The 15,940-nt window shown below is 60.1% G+C and carries 18 protein-coding genes; 11 read left to right on the forward strand and 7 right to left on the reverse strand.

What is annotated here, in order from left to right; translation table 11 throughout:
• Positions 1–97 precede the first annotated feature (97 nt).
• Complete coding sequence (locus F475_RS02840) at positions 98–1,861, reverse strand: cation:proton antiporter (protein ID WP_111453090.1); 1,764 nt, start codon at positions 1,859–1,861, stop codon at positions 98–100.
• A 204-nt stretch (positions 1,862–2,065) separates the two neighbouring features.
• On the opposite strand from F475_RS02840, the gene F475_RS02845 reads away from it, so the two are divergent.
• The gene (locus tag F475_RS02845; RefSeq protein WP_007934430.1) at positions 2,066–2,548 is read left to right on the forward strand and encodes an acyl-CoA thioesterase; all 483 of its coding nucleotides are present in this window, start codon (positions 2,066–2,068) and stop codon (positions 2,546–2,548) included.
• A gap of 80 nt (positions 2,549–2,628) precedes the next feature.
• On the opposite strand, the gene pdxY is transcribed toward F475_RS02845, so the two are convergent.
• The gene (pdxY, locus tag F475_RS02850; protein WP_018927365.1) at positions 2,629–3,501 is read right to left on the reverse strand and encodes a pyridoxal kinase PdxY; all 873 of its coding nucleotides are present in this window, start codon (positions 3,499–3,501) and stop codon (positions 2,629–2,631) included.
• A gap of 120 nt (positions 3,502–3,621) precedes the next feature.
• Here pdxY and F475_RS02855 point away from each other — a divergent pair, with 120 nt between their 5' ends.
• Complete coding sequence (locus F475_RS02855) at positions 3,622–4,035, forward strand: DUF3301 domain-containing protein (protein ID WP_064621161.1); 414 nt, start codon at positions 3,622–3,624, stop codon at positions 4,033–4,035.
• Between the two features lie 42 nt (positions 4,036–4,077).
• Here F475_RS02855 and F475_RS02860 read toward each other — a convergent pair whose 3' ends face one another.
• Positions 4,078–5,043, reverse strand: a complete 966-nt coding sequence (locus tag F475_RS02860) for a GTP-binding protein (protein ID WP_111453091.1) — start codon at positions 5,041–5,043, stop codon at positions 4,078–4,080.
• Between the two features lie 27 nt (positions 5,044–5,070).
• On the opposite strand from F475_RS02860, the gene F475_RS02865 reads away from it, so the two are divergent.
• Complete coding sequence (locus F475_RS02865) at positions 5,071–5,427, forward strand: NADH:ubiquinone oxidoreductase (RefSeq protein WP_111453092.1); 357 nt, start codon at positions 5,071–5,073, stop codon at positions 5,425–5,427.
• A gap of 4 nt (positions 5,428–5,431) precedes the next feature.
• On the opposite strand, the gene F475_RS02870 is transcribed toward F475_RS02865, so the two are convergent.
• Both F475_RS02870 and zigA read right to left on the reverse strand, forming a co-directional pair.
• Positions 5,432–6,082: a DUF1826 domain-containing protein gene (locus F475_RS02870; RefSeq protein ID WP_111453093.1), complete on the reverse strand. Its 651-nt coding sequence runs from the start codon at positions 6,080–6,082 to the stop codon at positions 5,432–5,434.
• Positions 6,082–7,290 (reverse strand): zinc metallochaperone GTPase ZigA, encoded by a 1,209-nt coding sequence (gene zigA, locus F475_RS02875; RefSeq protein WP_111453094.1) that lies wholly within the window; start codon positions 7,288–7,290, stop codon positions 6,082–6,084. The genes F475_RS02870 and zigA overlap by 1 nt, the downstream gene beginning before the upstream one ends.
• Positions 7,291–7,433: 143 nt before the next feature.
• Here zigA and F475_RS02880 point away from each other — a divergent pair, with 143 nt between their 5' ends.
• Positions 7,434–7,811, forward strand: coding sequence for a hypothetical protein (locus tag F475_RS02880; protein WP_064621165.1), 378 nt, complete (start codon positions 7,434–7,436; stop codon positions 7,809–7,811).
• Here the strand turns inward: F475_RS02880 and F475_RS02885 are convergent.
• Positions 7,808–9,016: an N-acetylmuramoyl-L-alanine amidase gene (locus F475_RS02885; RefSeq protein ID WP_111453095.1), complete on the reverse strand. Its 1,209-nt coding sequence runs from the start codon at positions 9,014–9,016 to the stop codon at positions 7,808–7,810. The two genes, F475_RS02880 and F475_RS02885, sit on opposite strands and share 4 nt — an antisense overlap.
• 86 nt (positions 9,017–9,102) lie before the next feature.
• Between F475_RS02885 and folE2 the strand changes: the two genes are divergently transcribed.
• Genes folE2 through F475_RS02920 form a run of 7 tightly spaced genes read left to right on the forward strand, consistent with a single transcriptional unit; the run spans position 9,103 to position 15,242 of the window.
• On the forward strand, positions 9,103–9,999 hold the full coding sequence (gene folE2 / locus F475_RS02890) for a GTP cyclohydrolase FolE2 (protein WP_111453096.1): 897 nt from the start codon (positions 9,103–9,105) through the stop codon (positions 9,997–9,999).
• Entirely contained in the window at positions 9,996–10,664 is a 669-nt protein-coding gene (locus F475_RS02895; RefSeq protein WP_111453097.1) for a metal ABC transporter ATP-binding protein, read from the forward strand. Before folE2 ends, F475_RS02895 begins: the two co-directional genes overlap by 4 nt.
• Positions 10,664–11,530: a metal ABC transporter permease gene (locus F475_RS02900; protein WP_111453098.1), complete on the forward strand. Its 867-nt coding sequence runs from the start codon at positions 10,664–10,666 to the stop codon at positions 11,528–11,530. The genes F475_RS02895 and F475_RS02900 overlap by 1 nt, the downstream gene beginning before the upstream one ends.
• 11 nt (positions 11,531–11,541) lie before the next feature.
• Positions 11,542–12,417, forward strand: a complete 876-nt coding sequence (locus F475_RS02905; protein ID WP_111453099.1) for a metal ABC transporter substrate-binding protein — start codon at positions 11,542–11,544, stop codon at positions 12,415–12,417.
• The gene (locus tag F475_RS02910) at positions 12,414–12,974 is read left to right on the forward strand and encodes a DapH/DapD/GlmU-related protein (RefSeq protein ID WP_019580363.1); all 561 of its coding nucleotides are present in this window, start codon (positions 12,414–12,416) and stop codon (positions 12,972–12,974) included. Before F475_RS02905 ends, F475_RS02910 begins: the two co-directional genes overlap by 4 nt.
• Before the next feature lie 2 nt (positions 12,975–12,976).
• Positions 12,977–14,314: a dihydroorotase gene (locus tag F475_RS02915; RefSeq protein WP_111453100.1), complete on the forward strand. Its 1,338-nt coding sequence runs from the start codon at positions 12,977–12,979 to the stop codon at positions 14,312–14,314.
• Between the two features lie 34 nt (positions 14,315–14,348).
• On the forward strand, positions 14,349–15,242 hold the full coding sequence (locus F475_RS02920; protein WP_111453101.1) for a His/Gly/Thr/Pro-type tRNA ligase C-terminal domain-containing protein: 894 nt from the start codon (positions 14,349–14,351) through the stop codon (positions 15,240–15,242).
• A gap of 78 nt (positions 15,243–15,320) precedes the next feature.
• Here the strand turns inward: F475_RS02920 and F475_RS02925 are convergent, their stop codons facing one another.
• Positions 15,321–15,842 (reverse strand): DUF3617 domain-containing protein, encoded by a 522-nt coding sequence (locus F475_RS02925; protein ID WP_111453102.1) that lies wholly within the window; start codon positions 15,840–15,842, stop codon positions 15,321–15,323.
• Positions 15,843–15,940: the final 98 nt, after the last annotated feature.

Consider the following 15,940-nt stretch of genomic DNA (forward strand, 5'->3'; position numbering starts at 1 on the left):
CTGACACCCGGTTAACCTGAATCACCTCGTAGCCTGATTGGCGACTGCTGCTCAGTCGAACGCAGCCTTCGGCAGCTGCTACAGGGACTCGTCACGCTCAATGCTCGGACGAATCCTTGTGGTTATCCAGGGTTTCCAGCAAGGCCACCTGCATCCGCGTATGCACGCGGATGAACCAGCGCCAGAGCAGCGCCGCTATCGCAGCCGCGACCACGACAATCAGCACCAGCAACTTGTTGGTCGGCAGAATACTGGCCGACAAGGCCGCCAGCAGCAGGAAAATCACCAGCAGCGAGAGGATCGGGATCACTTCGGCGATCACCCGACGCACTCGCTGCGTGTGGCGGCCGGCCATCTCCGACTTCACCCCCATTTCTGCCAGCAGCATCGACAGCGCCTTGAGCTTGCGATAGGCGGCGATCAGGAACGGCAGCGACAACAGCAACGCCCCACCCCAGATCAACGCTTTCTGCCAGCTCGGGTCGCTGATCCAGTCTTGCAGGTAAACGGACATGCGCTCGGCGAAGAAGCCGCCCGATAAAAAGATCGCAACCACCAGCGCCAGATTAACCCCCACCTGCAACAGAATCCGCCGAATCATCGACGCCAACAGCGCGCCCTCGCCCTGAGGCTGGATGCTGCGCAGCCATTCGCCATACATCCCCAGCACACGAGCCAGGCGCTGCGGCATCACGGCAGCAAGCTTGATCGACAGCGGATCGGCCGCGCGGATCAGATAGGGCGTCAACAACGTGGTGATCACCGAGACGGCCACAGCCACCGGATAGAGAAAGCTGCTGGTGACCTGCAGCGTCATGCCCAGCGCGGCGATGATGAAAGAGAATTCGCCAATCTGTGAAAGCCCCATCCCCACGCGCAGTGAGGTGCGTCCGTCATTGCCGGCGATAAACGCGCCAAGGCCGCAGGACAGCATCTTGCCCAGCACTACCGCCACAGTGATCACCGCAATCGGCCAGGCGTATTGCAGCAGGATCATCGGGTCGAGCATCAGGCCGATGGCGACGAAGAAGATGGCACTGAACAGGTCGCGAACCGGCTCGATCAACTGCTCGATCTTCAGCAGCTGGCGCGATTCGGCCATGATCGCACCGATCAGGAACGCGCCGAGAACCATGCTGTATTCAAGCTTGACCACCAGCAGGCAGAAGCCGAAACACAGGCCCAGCACGGTAATCAGCAACATCTCATTGCTTTCGAATTTCGCCACATAGGCCAGTAGTCGCGGCACCAGCAGAATACCGATGACCAGTGCGACAATCATGAACAGGGAAAGCTTGCCGACGGTGGAAAAGACTTCGCCGGAACTGACCGTGCCGCTGACGGCGATGCTCGACAGCAAGGCGATGATGCCGATACCGAGGATGTCCTCGACGATCAGTACGCCGAAGATCAACTGCGCAAAACGCTCGTTCTTCATCTTCAGGTCGTTGAGCGCCTTGACGATGATGGTGGTCGAGGAAATCGCCAGGATCGCGCCGAGGAACAGCGAATCCATGGTATTCCAGTCGAACCAGCGGCCGATTTCGTAGCCGATCCAGATCATCAGGACGATTTCCAGGAAAGCCGCGATAAACGCCGTGGCGCCGACCTTGAACAGCTTGCGCAGGCTGAACTCCAGCCCCAGGCAGAACATCAGGAAAATCACCCCGAGCTCGGCGAGGGTCTTGATGGTTTCTTCGTCGTGGATCAGGCCGAAGGGCGGCGTGTGCGGGCCGATAATGAAACCGGCGACGATGTAGCCGAGCACCACCGGTTGTTTGAGACGATGAAAGAGCACGGTCACCACACCCGCGATCAACATGATCACTGCCAAATCCTGAATGAAACTGATGGCATGCATGGTGTGTGGCTCCTTCGGGGGTGGGCTTTTGAAGGGTAACACCACGACTTCCGGCGCAAAGACGGTGCAATATATGGAAACAGATCGCTTCGGGCGTGACGGCGCCTCCCCGCCCGGCGTCCCGATAACTGTTGGTTTGAAAAACACCGACAAGCACCCACAGAGGTGCCCCCCCAAACCCTGCCTTGAACCCGTGAGTACGTTATGGAACCCGGAAACGCCCAGCTGTCGATGACGGTATTGATGACCCCCGACATGGCCAACTTCTCTGGCAATGTCCACGGCGGCACCCTGCTCAAATACCTCGATGAAGTGGCCTACGCTTGCGCCAGCCGGTATGCCGGCCGTTACGTAGTGACCTTGTCGGTGGATCAGGTGATCTTCCGCGAGCCGATTCATGTCGGTGAGCTGGTGACCTTTCTGGCCTCGGTCAACTACACCGGTAATACCTCGATGGAAGTGGGCATCAAGGTCGTGACCGAGAACATTCGCGAGCGCTCGGTGCGCCACACCAACAGCTGCTTCTTCACCATGGTCGCGGTGGATGACCAGCGTAAACCGGCCTCCGTCCCGCCACTGCAACCGCAGAACAGCGAAGACAAGCGTCGGTACATGCAGGCCCAGCAGCGTCGGCAGATTCGTCAGGAACTGGAAAAGCGCTATCAGGAAATCAAGGGCGACGCTTAAAGCAAAAGATCGCAGCCTGGGCAGCGCCCACAGACGCGCAGGAGCTGCCGAAGGCTGCGATCTTTTCTACCGCCACACCGTTACAAACTGATCGCTACCGCCTCGAACCGCACCCGGGGATGGGCGATCCGGTCCTGCGCCCGCACCAGTTCCAGCTCATAGCTGGCACACGCCTGGGTTTCCAGCAGCACTTCATGCACCGCCGCCGCGGTGAATTCGAAGGCGCTCAGCAGACTGTCACCCAGCAGCACACGCGCCAGGAACAGCCCGGAAGTCAGATCGCCAACGCCCACCGGCTGACGCGGGAACGCCAGCAACGGCCGACGTAAGTGCCAGCTGCCTTCAGCGGTCACCAGCAACATCTCGAAGCCATCCGTCAGTTTGCCGGGATAGTCCAGATGCTTGACCAACACCGCCTTCGGACCGCGCGCCAGCAGCGCCCGCGCCATGGCCAGGCAATCGAACAGTGACTGCGCCTTGCGCCCCGAGAAGCTGTTCAGCTCCAGCTGATTCGGGCACATGAAGTCGGCTAACGCCGCCGCCTCTTCCAGCAGGAAATCGCTGACTTCGGCTGGAACACTGCAGCCCTTCTCCGGATGGCCCATCACCGGATCGCAGAGGTACAAGGCTTTGGGATTGATCGATTTGATTCGCTCCACTCCCGCCAGAATCGCCCGCCCTTGGGCCGCGCTGCCGAGGTAGCCGGACAACACGGCGTCGCAGTTGCCCAGTTCGCCAATCGCCGCGATGCCCTCCACCAACTCCGGAATCTGATGCGGGGCCAGCACTTCCCCGGCCCACTGGCCATATTGCGTGTGGTTGGAGAACTGCACGGTATTGAGCGGCCAGACGTTCACCCCGACCCGCTGCATCGGGAAAACCGCGGCGCTGTTGCCAGCGTGGCCGAACACCACATGGGACTGGATGGCGAGCAGATGGGGCGTACGTTTCATGCGGTGAGTTTTCCATAAACCGATTGAAATTCGAGCCGCGCAGTATGCGACTAAACGCAGCCTGTACGACAGACCAGAGACGCAGTTAAGCTGACACTATCTTGTTGGAGCACCCTGTTGATGCTGACCCTAGGAAATATCTTCGTGCTGATGCTGCTCGCCACCGGTGGCGCATGGCTGTGGCACAACCACGGCTTGCGCGAACGCGCACTGGAGCGGGTTCAGCAGCATTGCGCCAAGCTGCGGATCGAGCTGCTGGACGGCAACGTAGCCTTGAAGAAGATCGCTTTCATTAAAGACGCCAACGGCCGTCGGCGCCTGGCCCGTGTGTATAACTTCGAATTTACCGTGACCGGCGAAACCCGCCACAACGGCACCATCACTCAGTTCGGCGCCCATAGCGCACACATCGAGCTCGCGCCCTACCCAATGCCATTCGACGACACACCGCCGGTGGTCGAAGTCGCAAAACCCAGCGCCGAGGTGATTGAATTGAGCCAGTGGCGGCAAGAACACACCAAGTGGCGTCCCTGAAGATCAAAAGATCGCACCATAGGAGCGGCGGTCTTTTGATCTTCACCCCGACCGACAATCGGCCAGATCTCTTTGCAGCGACTCAACATCCTGCACTTCACTGAAAATCAGCTCGATGCGCGAATCCCGTCGCCATTCGCTGGGTTGCCAATCCAGTAACGAGTTATTCAGCGCGTTGGCCGACACCCAACCTTCGACGCTGTGGATAACCAGCTTCGCCCGCAGCCATTCAAGGCTCTCAAGCCACTTTCCGACAAGCACGGCATCGAATGTCTGACTCGGATGCCAGCGCCAGCCGACGCTCCAGCCACCCTCTTGCGCCTGACTCAAGCAAATCGGCTGCGCAGGGTCAGTCCAGATGGCCGGCATCTGTGCCAGCCCCTTGGGCACGATGAAGTTATCCACACCCGCGACAGCCTGAGCCTTGAGGCCCGGTAACTCGCTCAGCGGCAAGACAGCTTGCTGCGTCCAGTACAAAGGACGCGACGGCAACTGTGCGACAACTCGCTGGCGATCACTGTCGTCGAGGCTTTCTGCCTTGTTCAGCAACAGCAACCCGGCACTGTCCAAGGCTTGCAGTTGCGCCGCTGGCAGCGGTTTTCCAGCCGCGAGCGCCTGGGCGTCCAGCACCAGCACGCAAGGCTGCACCACCAGGACGCCTTGCCACGGCGCCTCGCTCAATTGCCTGAGCAACTGCGCCGGATGCCCCAGCCCGGAGGGCTCGATGAACAGTCGATCCGGTCGTGCCTTGCGCAGCAGCCGCCCGAGGCCGACCTGAAACGGCGCACCATTGACGCAACACAAACACCCCCCGGCCACTTCCCCCAGTGCGATACCATCGACGTCCTGGGTCAGCAGCGCAGCATCCAGGCCGATCTGGCCGAACTCGTTGATCAGCACCGCCCAGCGCTCACCGGCCGGCCGCTGCGCCAGCAGGTGCTTGATCAGGCTGGTCTTGCCGGCACCCAGCGGGCCGGCGATAACGTGGGTGGGAATGTTCTGCAACATGGTCGAAGTTTTCTGAGGAGGTAAAGGATGCGGTTGATGGGATGGTCGTTGCTTCTGGCACTCACGTCGGGTGAAGCGCTGGCCCAGGCCTGCGTGGTACATAGTACGGCTGAGCGGCTGGACGTGAAGGTCTGCCAGCAGAACCGCAACATCCCGGAAAAACTGTTCACCGACGGCTTCTGCCAGCCGAATCTGGCCGGGCAGAAAGTCGAGGTGCAGTACGTCGACCAATGCCCCGCCGGCGCGTTCGGGGTATGCAGCAACGCTCAAGTCGCCAATATGCCTTACCGGCAGGATATTCACTATTACGGCGTGGCCACCGATGCGGCGTATCTGAAGCCGTTTTGCGAAGCCCAGAGCCAGGGAACCTGGCTCAAACCTTGAGCTGTCAGCCCAGCCAGTCGAGGGTCAGGATCAAACGACGCTCGCCCGGTGCCGGCTGCGGCGAACGGTGTATCAAGCCGAAACCTTCGTTGCCGTGCCACTTCTCTCCCTTGAGCAGCGCCACTTCGCCGCTGGAGATACGCTGGATCAGCGAATCATCCTGGGGTTCGGCGTCAGGCTCGCCTAATCGGCGGCGATCCATCGCCCCTTCTTTCAGCCACTGGCTGCCGATCCCGGCGTAGGTGGTGATCAACCGCACCGGCACATGATCGACATGGAAACGCGGGCACATGGCTTTGTCCAGAACCCGCAGGCGCAGGCCGATGCGTTGGGCGCCCAACAGGCAGGCGAACGCGCTGACCAGCCAGGAAACGTCGGCGATAAAGCCTTCGTAACCTTCAAGATCGCTGAAGCCTGAGGCTAAACCGTGGAGATTGGGTTCAGTGTCTTCACTGGCCATTTCAAGAGAAAGCGACACGGCCAGCGGCTGGTTCAGGGACAACAGCAAGCGACCGAAATCGGCTATATGCGCCGGCAGTTGGCGCTGCCAAAGGGCGAGGTTCACACCGTCGTCCAGAATCCCGGTAAGCACCTTTGGCGTTTCACCTTGAACCTGAGCAATGAGCGGTCGCCGCTTCAGACTGGGCGCCAGCATCAGGCAGCCGCCTCTTCGTGCCAGAGACCGAACGGATCGGGCAACAGCCGCCAACCCTCGACGCCCAGGGCCATTTCATCATCCGTCAGCAGGCAGTTATCAAGTTCGGCGGTGAGTTGTGCAAAGTCGATGTTCTGGCCGATAAACACCAGTTCCTGCCGGCAATCTCCGGTGGCGGCCGTCCAGTTCTCCATGATCCCGGCGGTACTTTCTTCATCCTGCGGCCACTGGCTTTTCGGCACGAAACGCCACCAGCGCCCGGCAAACCCGTGGCGCATCAAGCCACCAGCCTGGGACCAGCTACCGGCATCCATGTGTTTACTGGCCAGCCAGAAAAAACCCTTGGAACGCAGCAGCTTGCCGTTCACCCACGGGCGATCGATGAAGCTGAAAAAACGCTGCGGATGAAACGGTCGCCGCGCCCGATAAGCCGTGGAGGCAATACCGTACTCCTCGGTTTCCGGCACGTGTTCACCGCGCAATTCCTGTAACCATCCTGGTGCCTGAGCGGCCTTCTCGAAGTCGAAACGCCCAGTGTTGAGGATCTTCTTGAGTGGCACCTCGCCCATGACCATCGGAATGATCTCGGCCTGGGCATTGAGCCGTTCGAGGATCGCGATCAGCTCCTGGCGTTCGCGGCTGCTGATCAAATCGATCTTGCTGATCAGGATCACGTCGGCGAATTCGATCTGCTCGATCAACAGGTCAGTGATCGAGCGCTCGTCCTCCTCGCCCAGGGTTTCACCACGGGAAGCGAGGCTTTCGGCGGCCTGGTAGTCGAGCAGGAAATTCATGCCGTCGACCACGGTGACCATAGTGTCGAGCCGCGCAATGTCGGCCAGGCCCTGCCCTTCCTCATCGCGAAAGGTGAAGGTTTCCGCCACGGGCAGCGGCTCGGAAATGCCGGTGGACTCGATCAGCAGATAATCGAAACGACCGTCCCTGGCGAGTTTGCTGACTTCTTCGAGCAGGTCTTCGCGCAACGTACAGCAAATGCAACCGTTGCTCATTTCCACGAGTTTTTCTTCGGCACGGTTCAGGCTGACATCGCGTTGAACTTCACTGCCATCGATGTTGATTTCGCTCATGTCGTTGACGATCACCGCGACCCGCAGATTATCGCGATTACGTAGTACGTAATTCAGCAGTGTACTTTTTCCGGCGCCGAGAAAGCCCGACAGGACGGTCACGGGGAGACGATTGGGCATCAGGTATTCCTCACAGGGATGCCCGGTCGCAATGTCGGGCTTAATTTATGTTATAGTATAACAACACAAACAAGCCACTCCCCCTCTTGCCCACAACGACAAAGGGCACGATGCTTTAACCCGTCCGCCCCTTGAGAAATGCCATGGGAAACGCTCTGAGATTCTCGCTGTTGAGCCTTTCGCTGCTGATCGCGGTCGATGCCTGGGGACAGATCCCAAGCCTGGCCAAATGCACCCGTAGCGCCAATCTGCTGGCCTGCGTGGATGCCGACGGCAATGCCTACAGCGTTAACACCGTCGGTAGCACGATCTACTTGCGCGGCTTTGAAGTGGCCGGCAAACGCCATTGGGCGCAAACCAACAGCCGCTACGGGCAACTGACGTTCTTTACCGGCCTCGCATCCGATGGCGAAGCCTGGGTCGGCTACAACCGCCGGGTTGGCTGGACAACCATCAATAGGTTCTCCAGCTCCGGGGGCAGCAGCGCGAAGTTCACCTGCAGCCGGATGACCGGTTGCTAGGCCTGTGCCTTCTTCTGCTCCTGCTGCCAGGCGATGTAGCTGTTCATTGGGGGATTCTTCTGAAAGTAACGCTGCAAGCCTTCGAATAAACCATCCGCCACGGCCTGCTGATGCCGCGCCGTCACCAGTCGCTGGCTGTCGCGGGCGTTCGAGATGAAGCCGGTTTCCACCAGAATCGATGGCACATCCGGCGACTTCAACACGGCGAAACCCGCCTGTTCCACACGCTTCTGATGCAGCGTGGTAATGCCCGCCAGACTGCCGAGCACCGTGTTGCCCAACTGCAAACTGGCGGCGATGGTGGCGTTCATCGACATGTCGAGAATCACCCCGGCGAGCATCGGGTCCTTGTCCTTGAGATTGAGCAGGCTGGTGGCGCCCAACAGGTCCGCGCCGTTCTCCCGTTGCGCCATGAAGCGCGCCGTGGCCGAGGTCGCACCGCCTTCGGACAGGCAGTACACCGACGCACCTGAAGCGGTGAGGCGCGGCGCGGCGTCCGCATGGACCGAGATGAACATGTCGGCCTTGTGCTTGCGGGCGATCTCCACGCGCTTGCGCAGCGGGACGAAGAAGTCGTCGTTACGCACCAGTTTCACGTCGAAGCCCTTTTCACGCTTCAGCCTCTTGGCCAACAGCTGGGCGATCGATAGCACCACGTCTTTCTCCCGCTCACCTTTGGCGCCGACCGCACCCGGGTCTTTGCCGCCGTGACCAGGGTCGACCACCACAATGATGTCGCGCCTGGGGTGAGCCTTGTCGATGATGGGCTCACGTTTTTCCGACGGCGCCGCCGCGATCTGTAGCGGAGCAATGGCCTTCAGATCGAGCACCAATCGGTGCCCCTGCCCATCCTGTGGTGGCAACAGGAAGCTGTTGAGCTGCACCGGACCGCTGAGGTCGAGGACGATCCGCGTATCGCCCTGACCGAAATGCCCGGAACGGATCGCGCGAATCACCGAGTTGTCGAGCGCCAGCTGACTGAAGTCGCCACTGAAGTTGGCGCCACTCAGATCGATGATCAGCCGCTCCGGAGCACTCAGGGAAAAAGTTTTGTACTGCACCGGCCCGCTCAGATCGAACACCAGTCGCAGCTTGTCGTCCGAACGCCACAGTCGTGCATTGCGAATTTGCGTGGCCGACACACCAAAAGGTAACGCAAAGGCCGCGCTGGCCAGAATCAGGTTGAGCAAGTGACGTCTGTGCATGATGAAAGCTCGTTCACGAAAAAGGCATCGTCGATTTGATTGTTATAATATAACATGCCAAATCAACTCCCACGATGGACCTGCTCATGAATGCGCTGACTCTGCCGGATATCGCCGCGCAGGCCTCACGCCAAGCCCTGCCACTCGATTGGGTGGGCATGTGCGGCATTGCTCTTCCTGTTTTATTCGATGGCCAGCGACTGAGTGCAAAAGCCGACGCTGGCGTTAGCCTCGACGATGGAGAGGCGCGTGGCATCCATATGTCGCGGCTGTACCTGGCGCTGGAAATGCTTGAGCAGGAAAACCTTTCACCCGCGTTGTTGCGGCGAGTCTTGCTGAGTTTTCTCGAGACTCATGAAGGACTTTCCCACAACGCTTACCTAAAAATTCACACCGAACTTCTGCTCAAAAGACCCGCGCTCGTCAGTCCGTTGTCCGGCTGGAAAACCTATCCGGTGAGCATCGAAGCGAGTCTGAAAAACGCGATGTTCCACGTGGAACTAAAAATCGACGTGCCTTATTCCTCAACCTGTCCATGCTCAGCAGCGCTCTCGAGGCAGTTGATTCAGCAGCAATTCGTTGATGACTTCGCCAATCAACCATTGCAACACGCAGACGTTCTGGCTTGGCTCGGTTCCACGAAAGGCATTATCGCGACGCCGCATAGCCAACGCAGTAATGCGCAATTGCAGCTGCGTCTGGATGACTATCTGGATGACCTGCCGTTGATCGCCGCGATCAACGACGCGGAAGCCGCTCTCGGCACTGCTGTGCAAACCGCCGTGAAACGCGCCGACGAACAAGCTTTCGCCCTCGCCAACGGTCAGAACCTGATGTTCTGCGAAGATGCCGCGCGACGCTTGAACCTGGCATTGAAACGCTCCCCGGGCATCAACGCCTTTCACGTGCGAGTCGTCCACGCCGAAAGCCTTCACGCCCACGATGCCGTCGCCGAAAGCCGCTGGAACTGGGAGGCCGCATGATCCGATGCCAAGCCTTGCGCTGGGGCGCACCCGGTCAGCCGCTCACTCCAGCGGTTGATTTCGAACTGCCCAAGGGGAGTCTGACCGCCGTCATCGGCGCCAACGGGTCGGGCAAAAGCAGCCTGCTGAAAGTCATCGCCGGCCTGCAAAAGCCACTGGCCGGCAACGTCGTCATTGATGTTCCACGAAAGGGCGGCCTTTCGTTCCTGCCTCAACAACAACACTTGGACCGGCAGTTCCCCATCAGCCTGCAAGAGTTGGTGGCCGCAGGTTTCTGGGGCAGCAAGCAAACTCCGGAAATTCGCAGCCAGCGACTCAAGGCTGCGTTGGAAGACTGGTGCCTGACCGGTCTGGAGCATCGCCCGTTGATGGCCCTCTCCGGAGGCGAATTGCAACGTGCCCTACTCGCCCGACTGAGCCTTGCCGAAGCGCCCTTGCTGCTGCTCGACGAACCCCACGCCGCGCTCGACGAACTCGGCCAGGCGCTGCTCTGGAAACACCTCCACGCCTGGCATGCAGACGGTCGAACCCTGGTCGTGGTGTGTCATGACCTGGCCGCCGTGCGCCAACAGATTCCACAAGCGCTACTGATCAAAAGCAGCGGCTGCGTCCTCGGCCCCAGTACCGAGCTGATTCGCCAACAACCTCAGACGCAGGTGGCTTGATGATCGCCGCTGCTCACCTTTGGCAACCGTTTCACGAATTCGTATTCATGCGTCGGGCACTGCTGGGTGGCCTTGTTCTGGCCTGTAGTACGGCGCCGCTTGGGGTGTTTCTGATCCTGCGGCGCATGAGTCTGATCGGCGACGCAGTGGCTCACGGCATCTTGCCCGGCGCCGCATTGGGCTTCTGGTACGCAGGCTTGAGCCTGCCCGCGCTGACCATTGGCGGCCTCGGTGCCGGCCTGAGCATGGCCGGACTGGCCGCCTGGATTACCCGCCGCACCGGCTTGCGGGAGGACGCGAGCCTGGCCGCGATTTACCCGATATCGCTGGCCAGCGGCGTGCTGATCCTCGGCATCGCCGGCAAGCGGCTGGACCTGTTGCACCTGTTATTCGGTTCGGCGCTGGCGGTCGATGGCCCGACCTTGACCGGCATGCTCTGGGTCTCGGGCTTCAGCCTGCTCGCCATGGCCCTGATCTACAAACCACTGTTGCTGGACACCCTCGACCCGCTCTTTCTGCAAACCGTCAGCCGTCTCGGGCCGCTGGCTCACGGGGTATTTCTGACGTTGGTGGTGCTGAACCTGGTGATCGGTTTCCAGGCTATCGGCGCGCTGATGGTGGTCGGTTTGATGATGCTGCCGGCCGCCGCTTCTCGCTTCTGGAGTCGTCGTTTGCCGGTGCTGATCATCATCGCCGCGTTGCTCGGCAGCTTCTCGGTCTGGCTCGGATTGTTGCTGTCGTTCTACTACTCGCTGCCCAGCGGCCCGGCAATCGTGCTGGTGGCTGGCGGTTGGTATCTGCTGTCCGTGGTGTTCGGTCCGGTACACGGTTTGCTGCGCCGCCCGCCTTTGCTCACATCCCAATGAGGTGTAACCCGATGCGCGCTTTACTCGTGCTGTTCAGTCTGATGCTGTCGATGTCGCTGTCTGCCGCGGAAAAACTCCAGGTGGTCACCAGCTTCAGCATCCTCGCCGACATGACCCATCAGGTTGGCGGCGACCATATTCAGATCACCAACATGGTCGGTCCGGACGCCGATGCCCACACCTACGAACCGACGCCGGATGATGCAAAGGCACTGCTCAACACCAAACTGATCATCAAGAACGGGCTGGGTTTCGAGCCATGGCTGGACCGCCTGGTGACCAGCACCGAGACCAAAGCCCCGGTCATCAGCGCCAGCCACGGTGTCATCCCACGCTCTCTGGACGAAGACGGCGAAACCATCCCGGACCCGCACGCCTGGCACAACCTGGCGAACACCGAGTTGTACATCAGCAACATCACCAAAGCGCTGATCGCCGCCGACCCTGCAAACAAAGCCGACTACGAACACAACAGCCAGGCCTATCTGAAAAAGATCTACGCCTTGCTCGCCGAGGCTAAAGCCAAGCTCGGTTCGCTGCCGCCGGGTAATCGCAAAATCGTCACCTCCCATGATGCCTTCGGCTATCTCGGTCAGGCTTACGGCATCAACTTCATGGCGCCGCAAGGCCTGTCCACCGAACGCGAACCTTCGGCCGCCGACGTCGCTGCGCTGATCACACAGATCCGTCAGGCCAAGGTCAAAGCGGTGTTCATGGAAAACATCAAGGACACGCGCCTGCTCAAGCAAATCGCTGATGAAAGCGGCGCGCATATCGGTGGCACGTTGTACTCCGATGCCCTCGCTGCAACTGGCCCGGCCAGCACCTTCACCGGGCTGTTCGAATACAACCTCAACACCTTGTACGAGGCATTGAGCAAGCCATGATCCGCAAGAATCCTTCAGGTGATCTGCCGTTGATTGCGGAGTCGGCGTACGTGGATAAAACCGCAATCATCTGCGGCAAAGTGGTGATCGGCGAGAACGTCTTCGTCGGCCCCTACGCGGTGATTCGCGCCGATGAAGTGGACGACTCGGGCGAGATGGAAGCAATCACCATCGGCGCCAATTCGAACATCCAGGACGGCGTGGTGATCCACTCCAAGTCCGGCGCGGCGGTGACCATCGGCGAGTTCAGCTCCATCGCCCACCGCTCCATCGTCCATGGCCCCTGCAGCGTCGGCAATCGCGTGTTCATCGGTTTCAACAGCGTGCTGTTCAACTGCGCGGTGGGCGACGGTTGCGTGGTGCGGCACAACTCGGTAGTCGATGGTCGTGACTTGCCTGACGCCTTCTACGTGCCCTCCACCACACGCATCGGCCCCAACACCGACCTGTCGCAGTTCCCACCAGTCAGCGTCAGCGCCTCGGAGTTTTCCGAAGACGTGGCGCGCACCAACGTCGATTTGGTGCGCGGCTACAAAGCCCTGCAGAACGAGTTCTGACCATGAGCAGCGTCCTGATTCGCAACGCCCGGCTGGTGAACGAAGGTCGGGAATTCGACGGTGATCTGCTGGTAAGCCACGGTCGCATCGTCAAGATCGCCAGCAGCATCGAAGGTGAAAAAGCCGCCGTGGAAATCGACGCAAACGGCCAATGGCTGCTGCCAGGCATGATCGATGACCAGGTGCATTTCCGTGATCCAGGAGCACCGGACAAGGGCAGCTTCCATACCGAGTCCCGAGCGGCGGTGGCCGGCGGCATCACCAGCTTCATGGACATGCCCAACACCTCGCCGGCCACCCTGACCCTCGCCGCGCTGGCAGACAAGAAGCGTCGAGCGGCAACTCACTCAGTGGCCAATTACGGTTTTCATTTCGGCGTGAGCAACGACAATCTCGACACCGTCGCCGCGCTCAATCCTTGCGAAGTGGCCGGGGTCAAAGTGTTCATGGGCGCCTCCACGGGCAATATGCTGGTGGACGATCCGCGAATTCTTGAGCGGTTGTTCGCCGAGGTGCCGACCCTTTTGTTGGCCCACTGCGAACACACACCCAGCATTGAAGCCAACGCGACGAACCTGCGAGAGCTGTTCGGCGAGCACCTTCCGCCCGCCGCTCACCCGCTTATCCGCAATGCCGAAGCGTGCTTTCGATCCTCCTCAATGGCCGTCGATCTAGCCAGACGTCACGGCACCCGTCTGCACGTTTTGCACCTGACCACCGCCCGTGAGCTGGCACTGTTCGAAGACAAGCCGCTGGCACAGAAACGCATCACTGCCGAGGCTTGCCTGCATCACTTGCTGTTCGACGACCGCGACTACCCGAGCCTCGGCAACCTGATCAAATGCAACCCGGCGATCAAGACCCAGGCCGACCGCGATGCCTTGCGCAAAGCGCTGTTGAGTAATCGGCTGGACGTGATCGGCAGCGATCACGCACCTCACACCTGGGCCGAAAAACAGCGCCCCTACAACCAGGCGCCGTCCGGTTTGCCGTTGGTGCAACACGCCCTGCCCGCACTGTTGGAACTGGTGGCTGATGAGATCCTGCCGATCACCACCCTTGTGGCCAAAACCAGTCACCGGGTCGCCGATCTGTTTGCCATCCCCGACCGCGGCTACCTGCGCGAAGGGTATTGGGCCGACCTGGTGTTGATCAAACACGAGCCCGATGGCGTGGCCGTTTCCCGGCAACCCATCCTTTCGCAATGTGGCTGGACGCCCTTCGCCCGGCATCGCTTTCGCCACAGCGTCAGCACCACGATCGTGTCGGGACAAATTGCGTGGCACGACAAACGTCTTAATGATAACTGTCAGGGCTTACCGCTACGGTTTATGCGCTGACGCACGTTATCGAAAACATTCGAGAACACCGATCATGATCCACATCACCCTGCCTGATGGTTCATTGCGTGAGTATGACCAACCGCTGTCCGTGTTTGAGGTTGCCGCGAGTATCAGCCTCGGCCTGGCTAATGCAGCGCTCGCGGGTCGGGTGGACGGCGTGCTGGTGGACTGCGGATTTCTGATCAAGTGCGATGCGCGGGTCAGTATCGTCACGTCCCAGGAACCCGACGGTCTGGAGATCCTCCGGCGTTCCTGTGCGCTGATGCTGGCCATGGCCGTAAAACAGCTGCATCCGAATACGCAGTTGCGGGCCGGATCGGCGCTGGGTGACGGCTTCTTTTATGAGTTTGCTTTCCAGCGATCCTTAACCCTGGCCGCTCTGCCAGTGATCGAAGCGCGTATGCGCGAATTGGCGGCGACCAACCATTCGATCCGCCGGCAGGAGCAAACGCCAACCGAAAGGCTATCGCTGTATCGTCTGGGGGACTTCGAGGGTTTCGCGGCAGGCCCGCATGTTCCCACCACCAAGGTATTGCAGGCCTTTGCACTGGACCACATCAGCGGAACGTTGCAACAACGAATCTATGGCACGTGTTGGTCCAGCCAACAGGAACTGGACACCTGGCGAGCGCCACCCCAGGTCGTGGTTGTGAATATCGATGAGCGTCAGAGCGATTATGCGCACTCGGTGACCGAAGCGCTGCGCCGGCGCGGACTGCGCGCCAACTCGGATCTGCGTCACGAGAAAATCAGCCGCAAGATTCGCCAGCACAGCCAGAAAGTGCCATACCTGTTGGTGGTCGGAGAGAAGGAAAAGGACGGTGGGTTTGTCAGCATGCGCAGTGGCAGCGGGGAGGATTTCGGGGAGAAAGGGATTGAGGCGGTGTGTGATTTGTTGAACCCGCCCAAGACTGCTGGTGCCTGAGCGGACACCTTCGCGGGCGAGCCCGCTCCCACAGGGATCACATATGACCTGGTGGGAACGAGCCTACCCGCAAAGCTTTTAGGCCCTTGGCTTCACTGTGCCGCAATCCTGACCCAACCACACAGCGCGGGTATCGAGGCTACCCTTCTGCTGAATGCCGGTGGCGTTGAAGGTGCCGTTGACCTTGGTGGTGAACTCACGATCGCTCATAAAAGTGGCCACTCCGTTGCCTTGGGCTTTCGGACAGCTGAAACGGAATTTCCACTGGTTGCCGGTGCGCTCGGTGATTTCCTGCTTGCAGCCCGATTGCGGGTCCGTCAGCGGAATGTTGTCGCTCTTCACCTGCTCAGGTGTCAGGCACGCCCGAATCCCTTTGCCGCCCATGGTGATACCTTGTTTCTCCAGCATCGCCCGCTGTTGGGGGGTCATCTGGTTTTGTAGCTGGCCGAGGATCAATTGCAGATCGGGCATGTTCTGGTCATCGACCTTCATGTTGCTTGAGGTCAACTCCCACAAGCCCGGTTGCAGCATCTGTGCCTGAGCGGCCACAGGAAGTGCCAAACCAAACGCCATGGCCAAACCCAGCAGACGAACGTTCATCGAGTAACTCCTGATCATTAGTGGCCGTTAGACGTCGGCCACGGGCTTCGGTTCATGGGCCAATTAAATAGCGACATTCTGCCCGGAACATGGTCTGT

The organism is Pseudomonas sp. URMO17WK12:I6 (genome assembly GCF_003253625.1).
In the GTDB taxonomy this organism is placed as follows: domain Bacteria; phylum Pseudomonadota; class Gammaproteobacteria; order Pseudomonadales; family Pseudomonadaceae; genus Aquipseudomonas.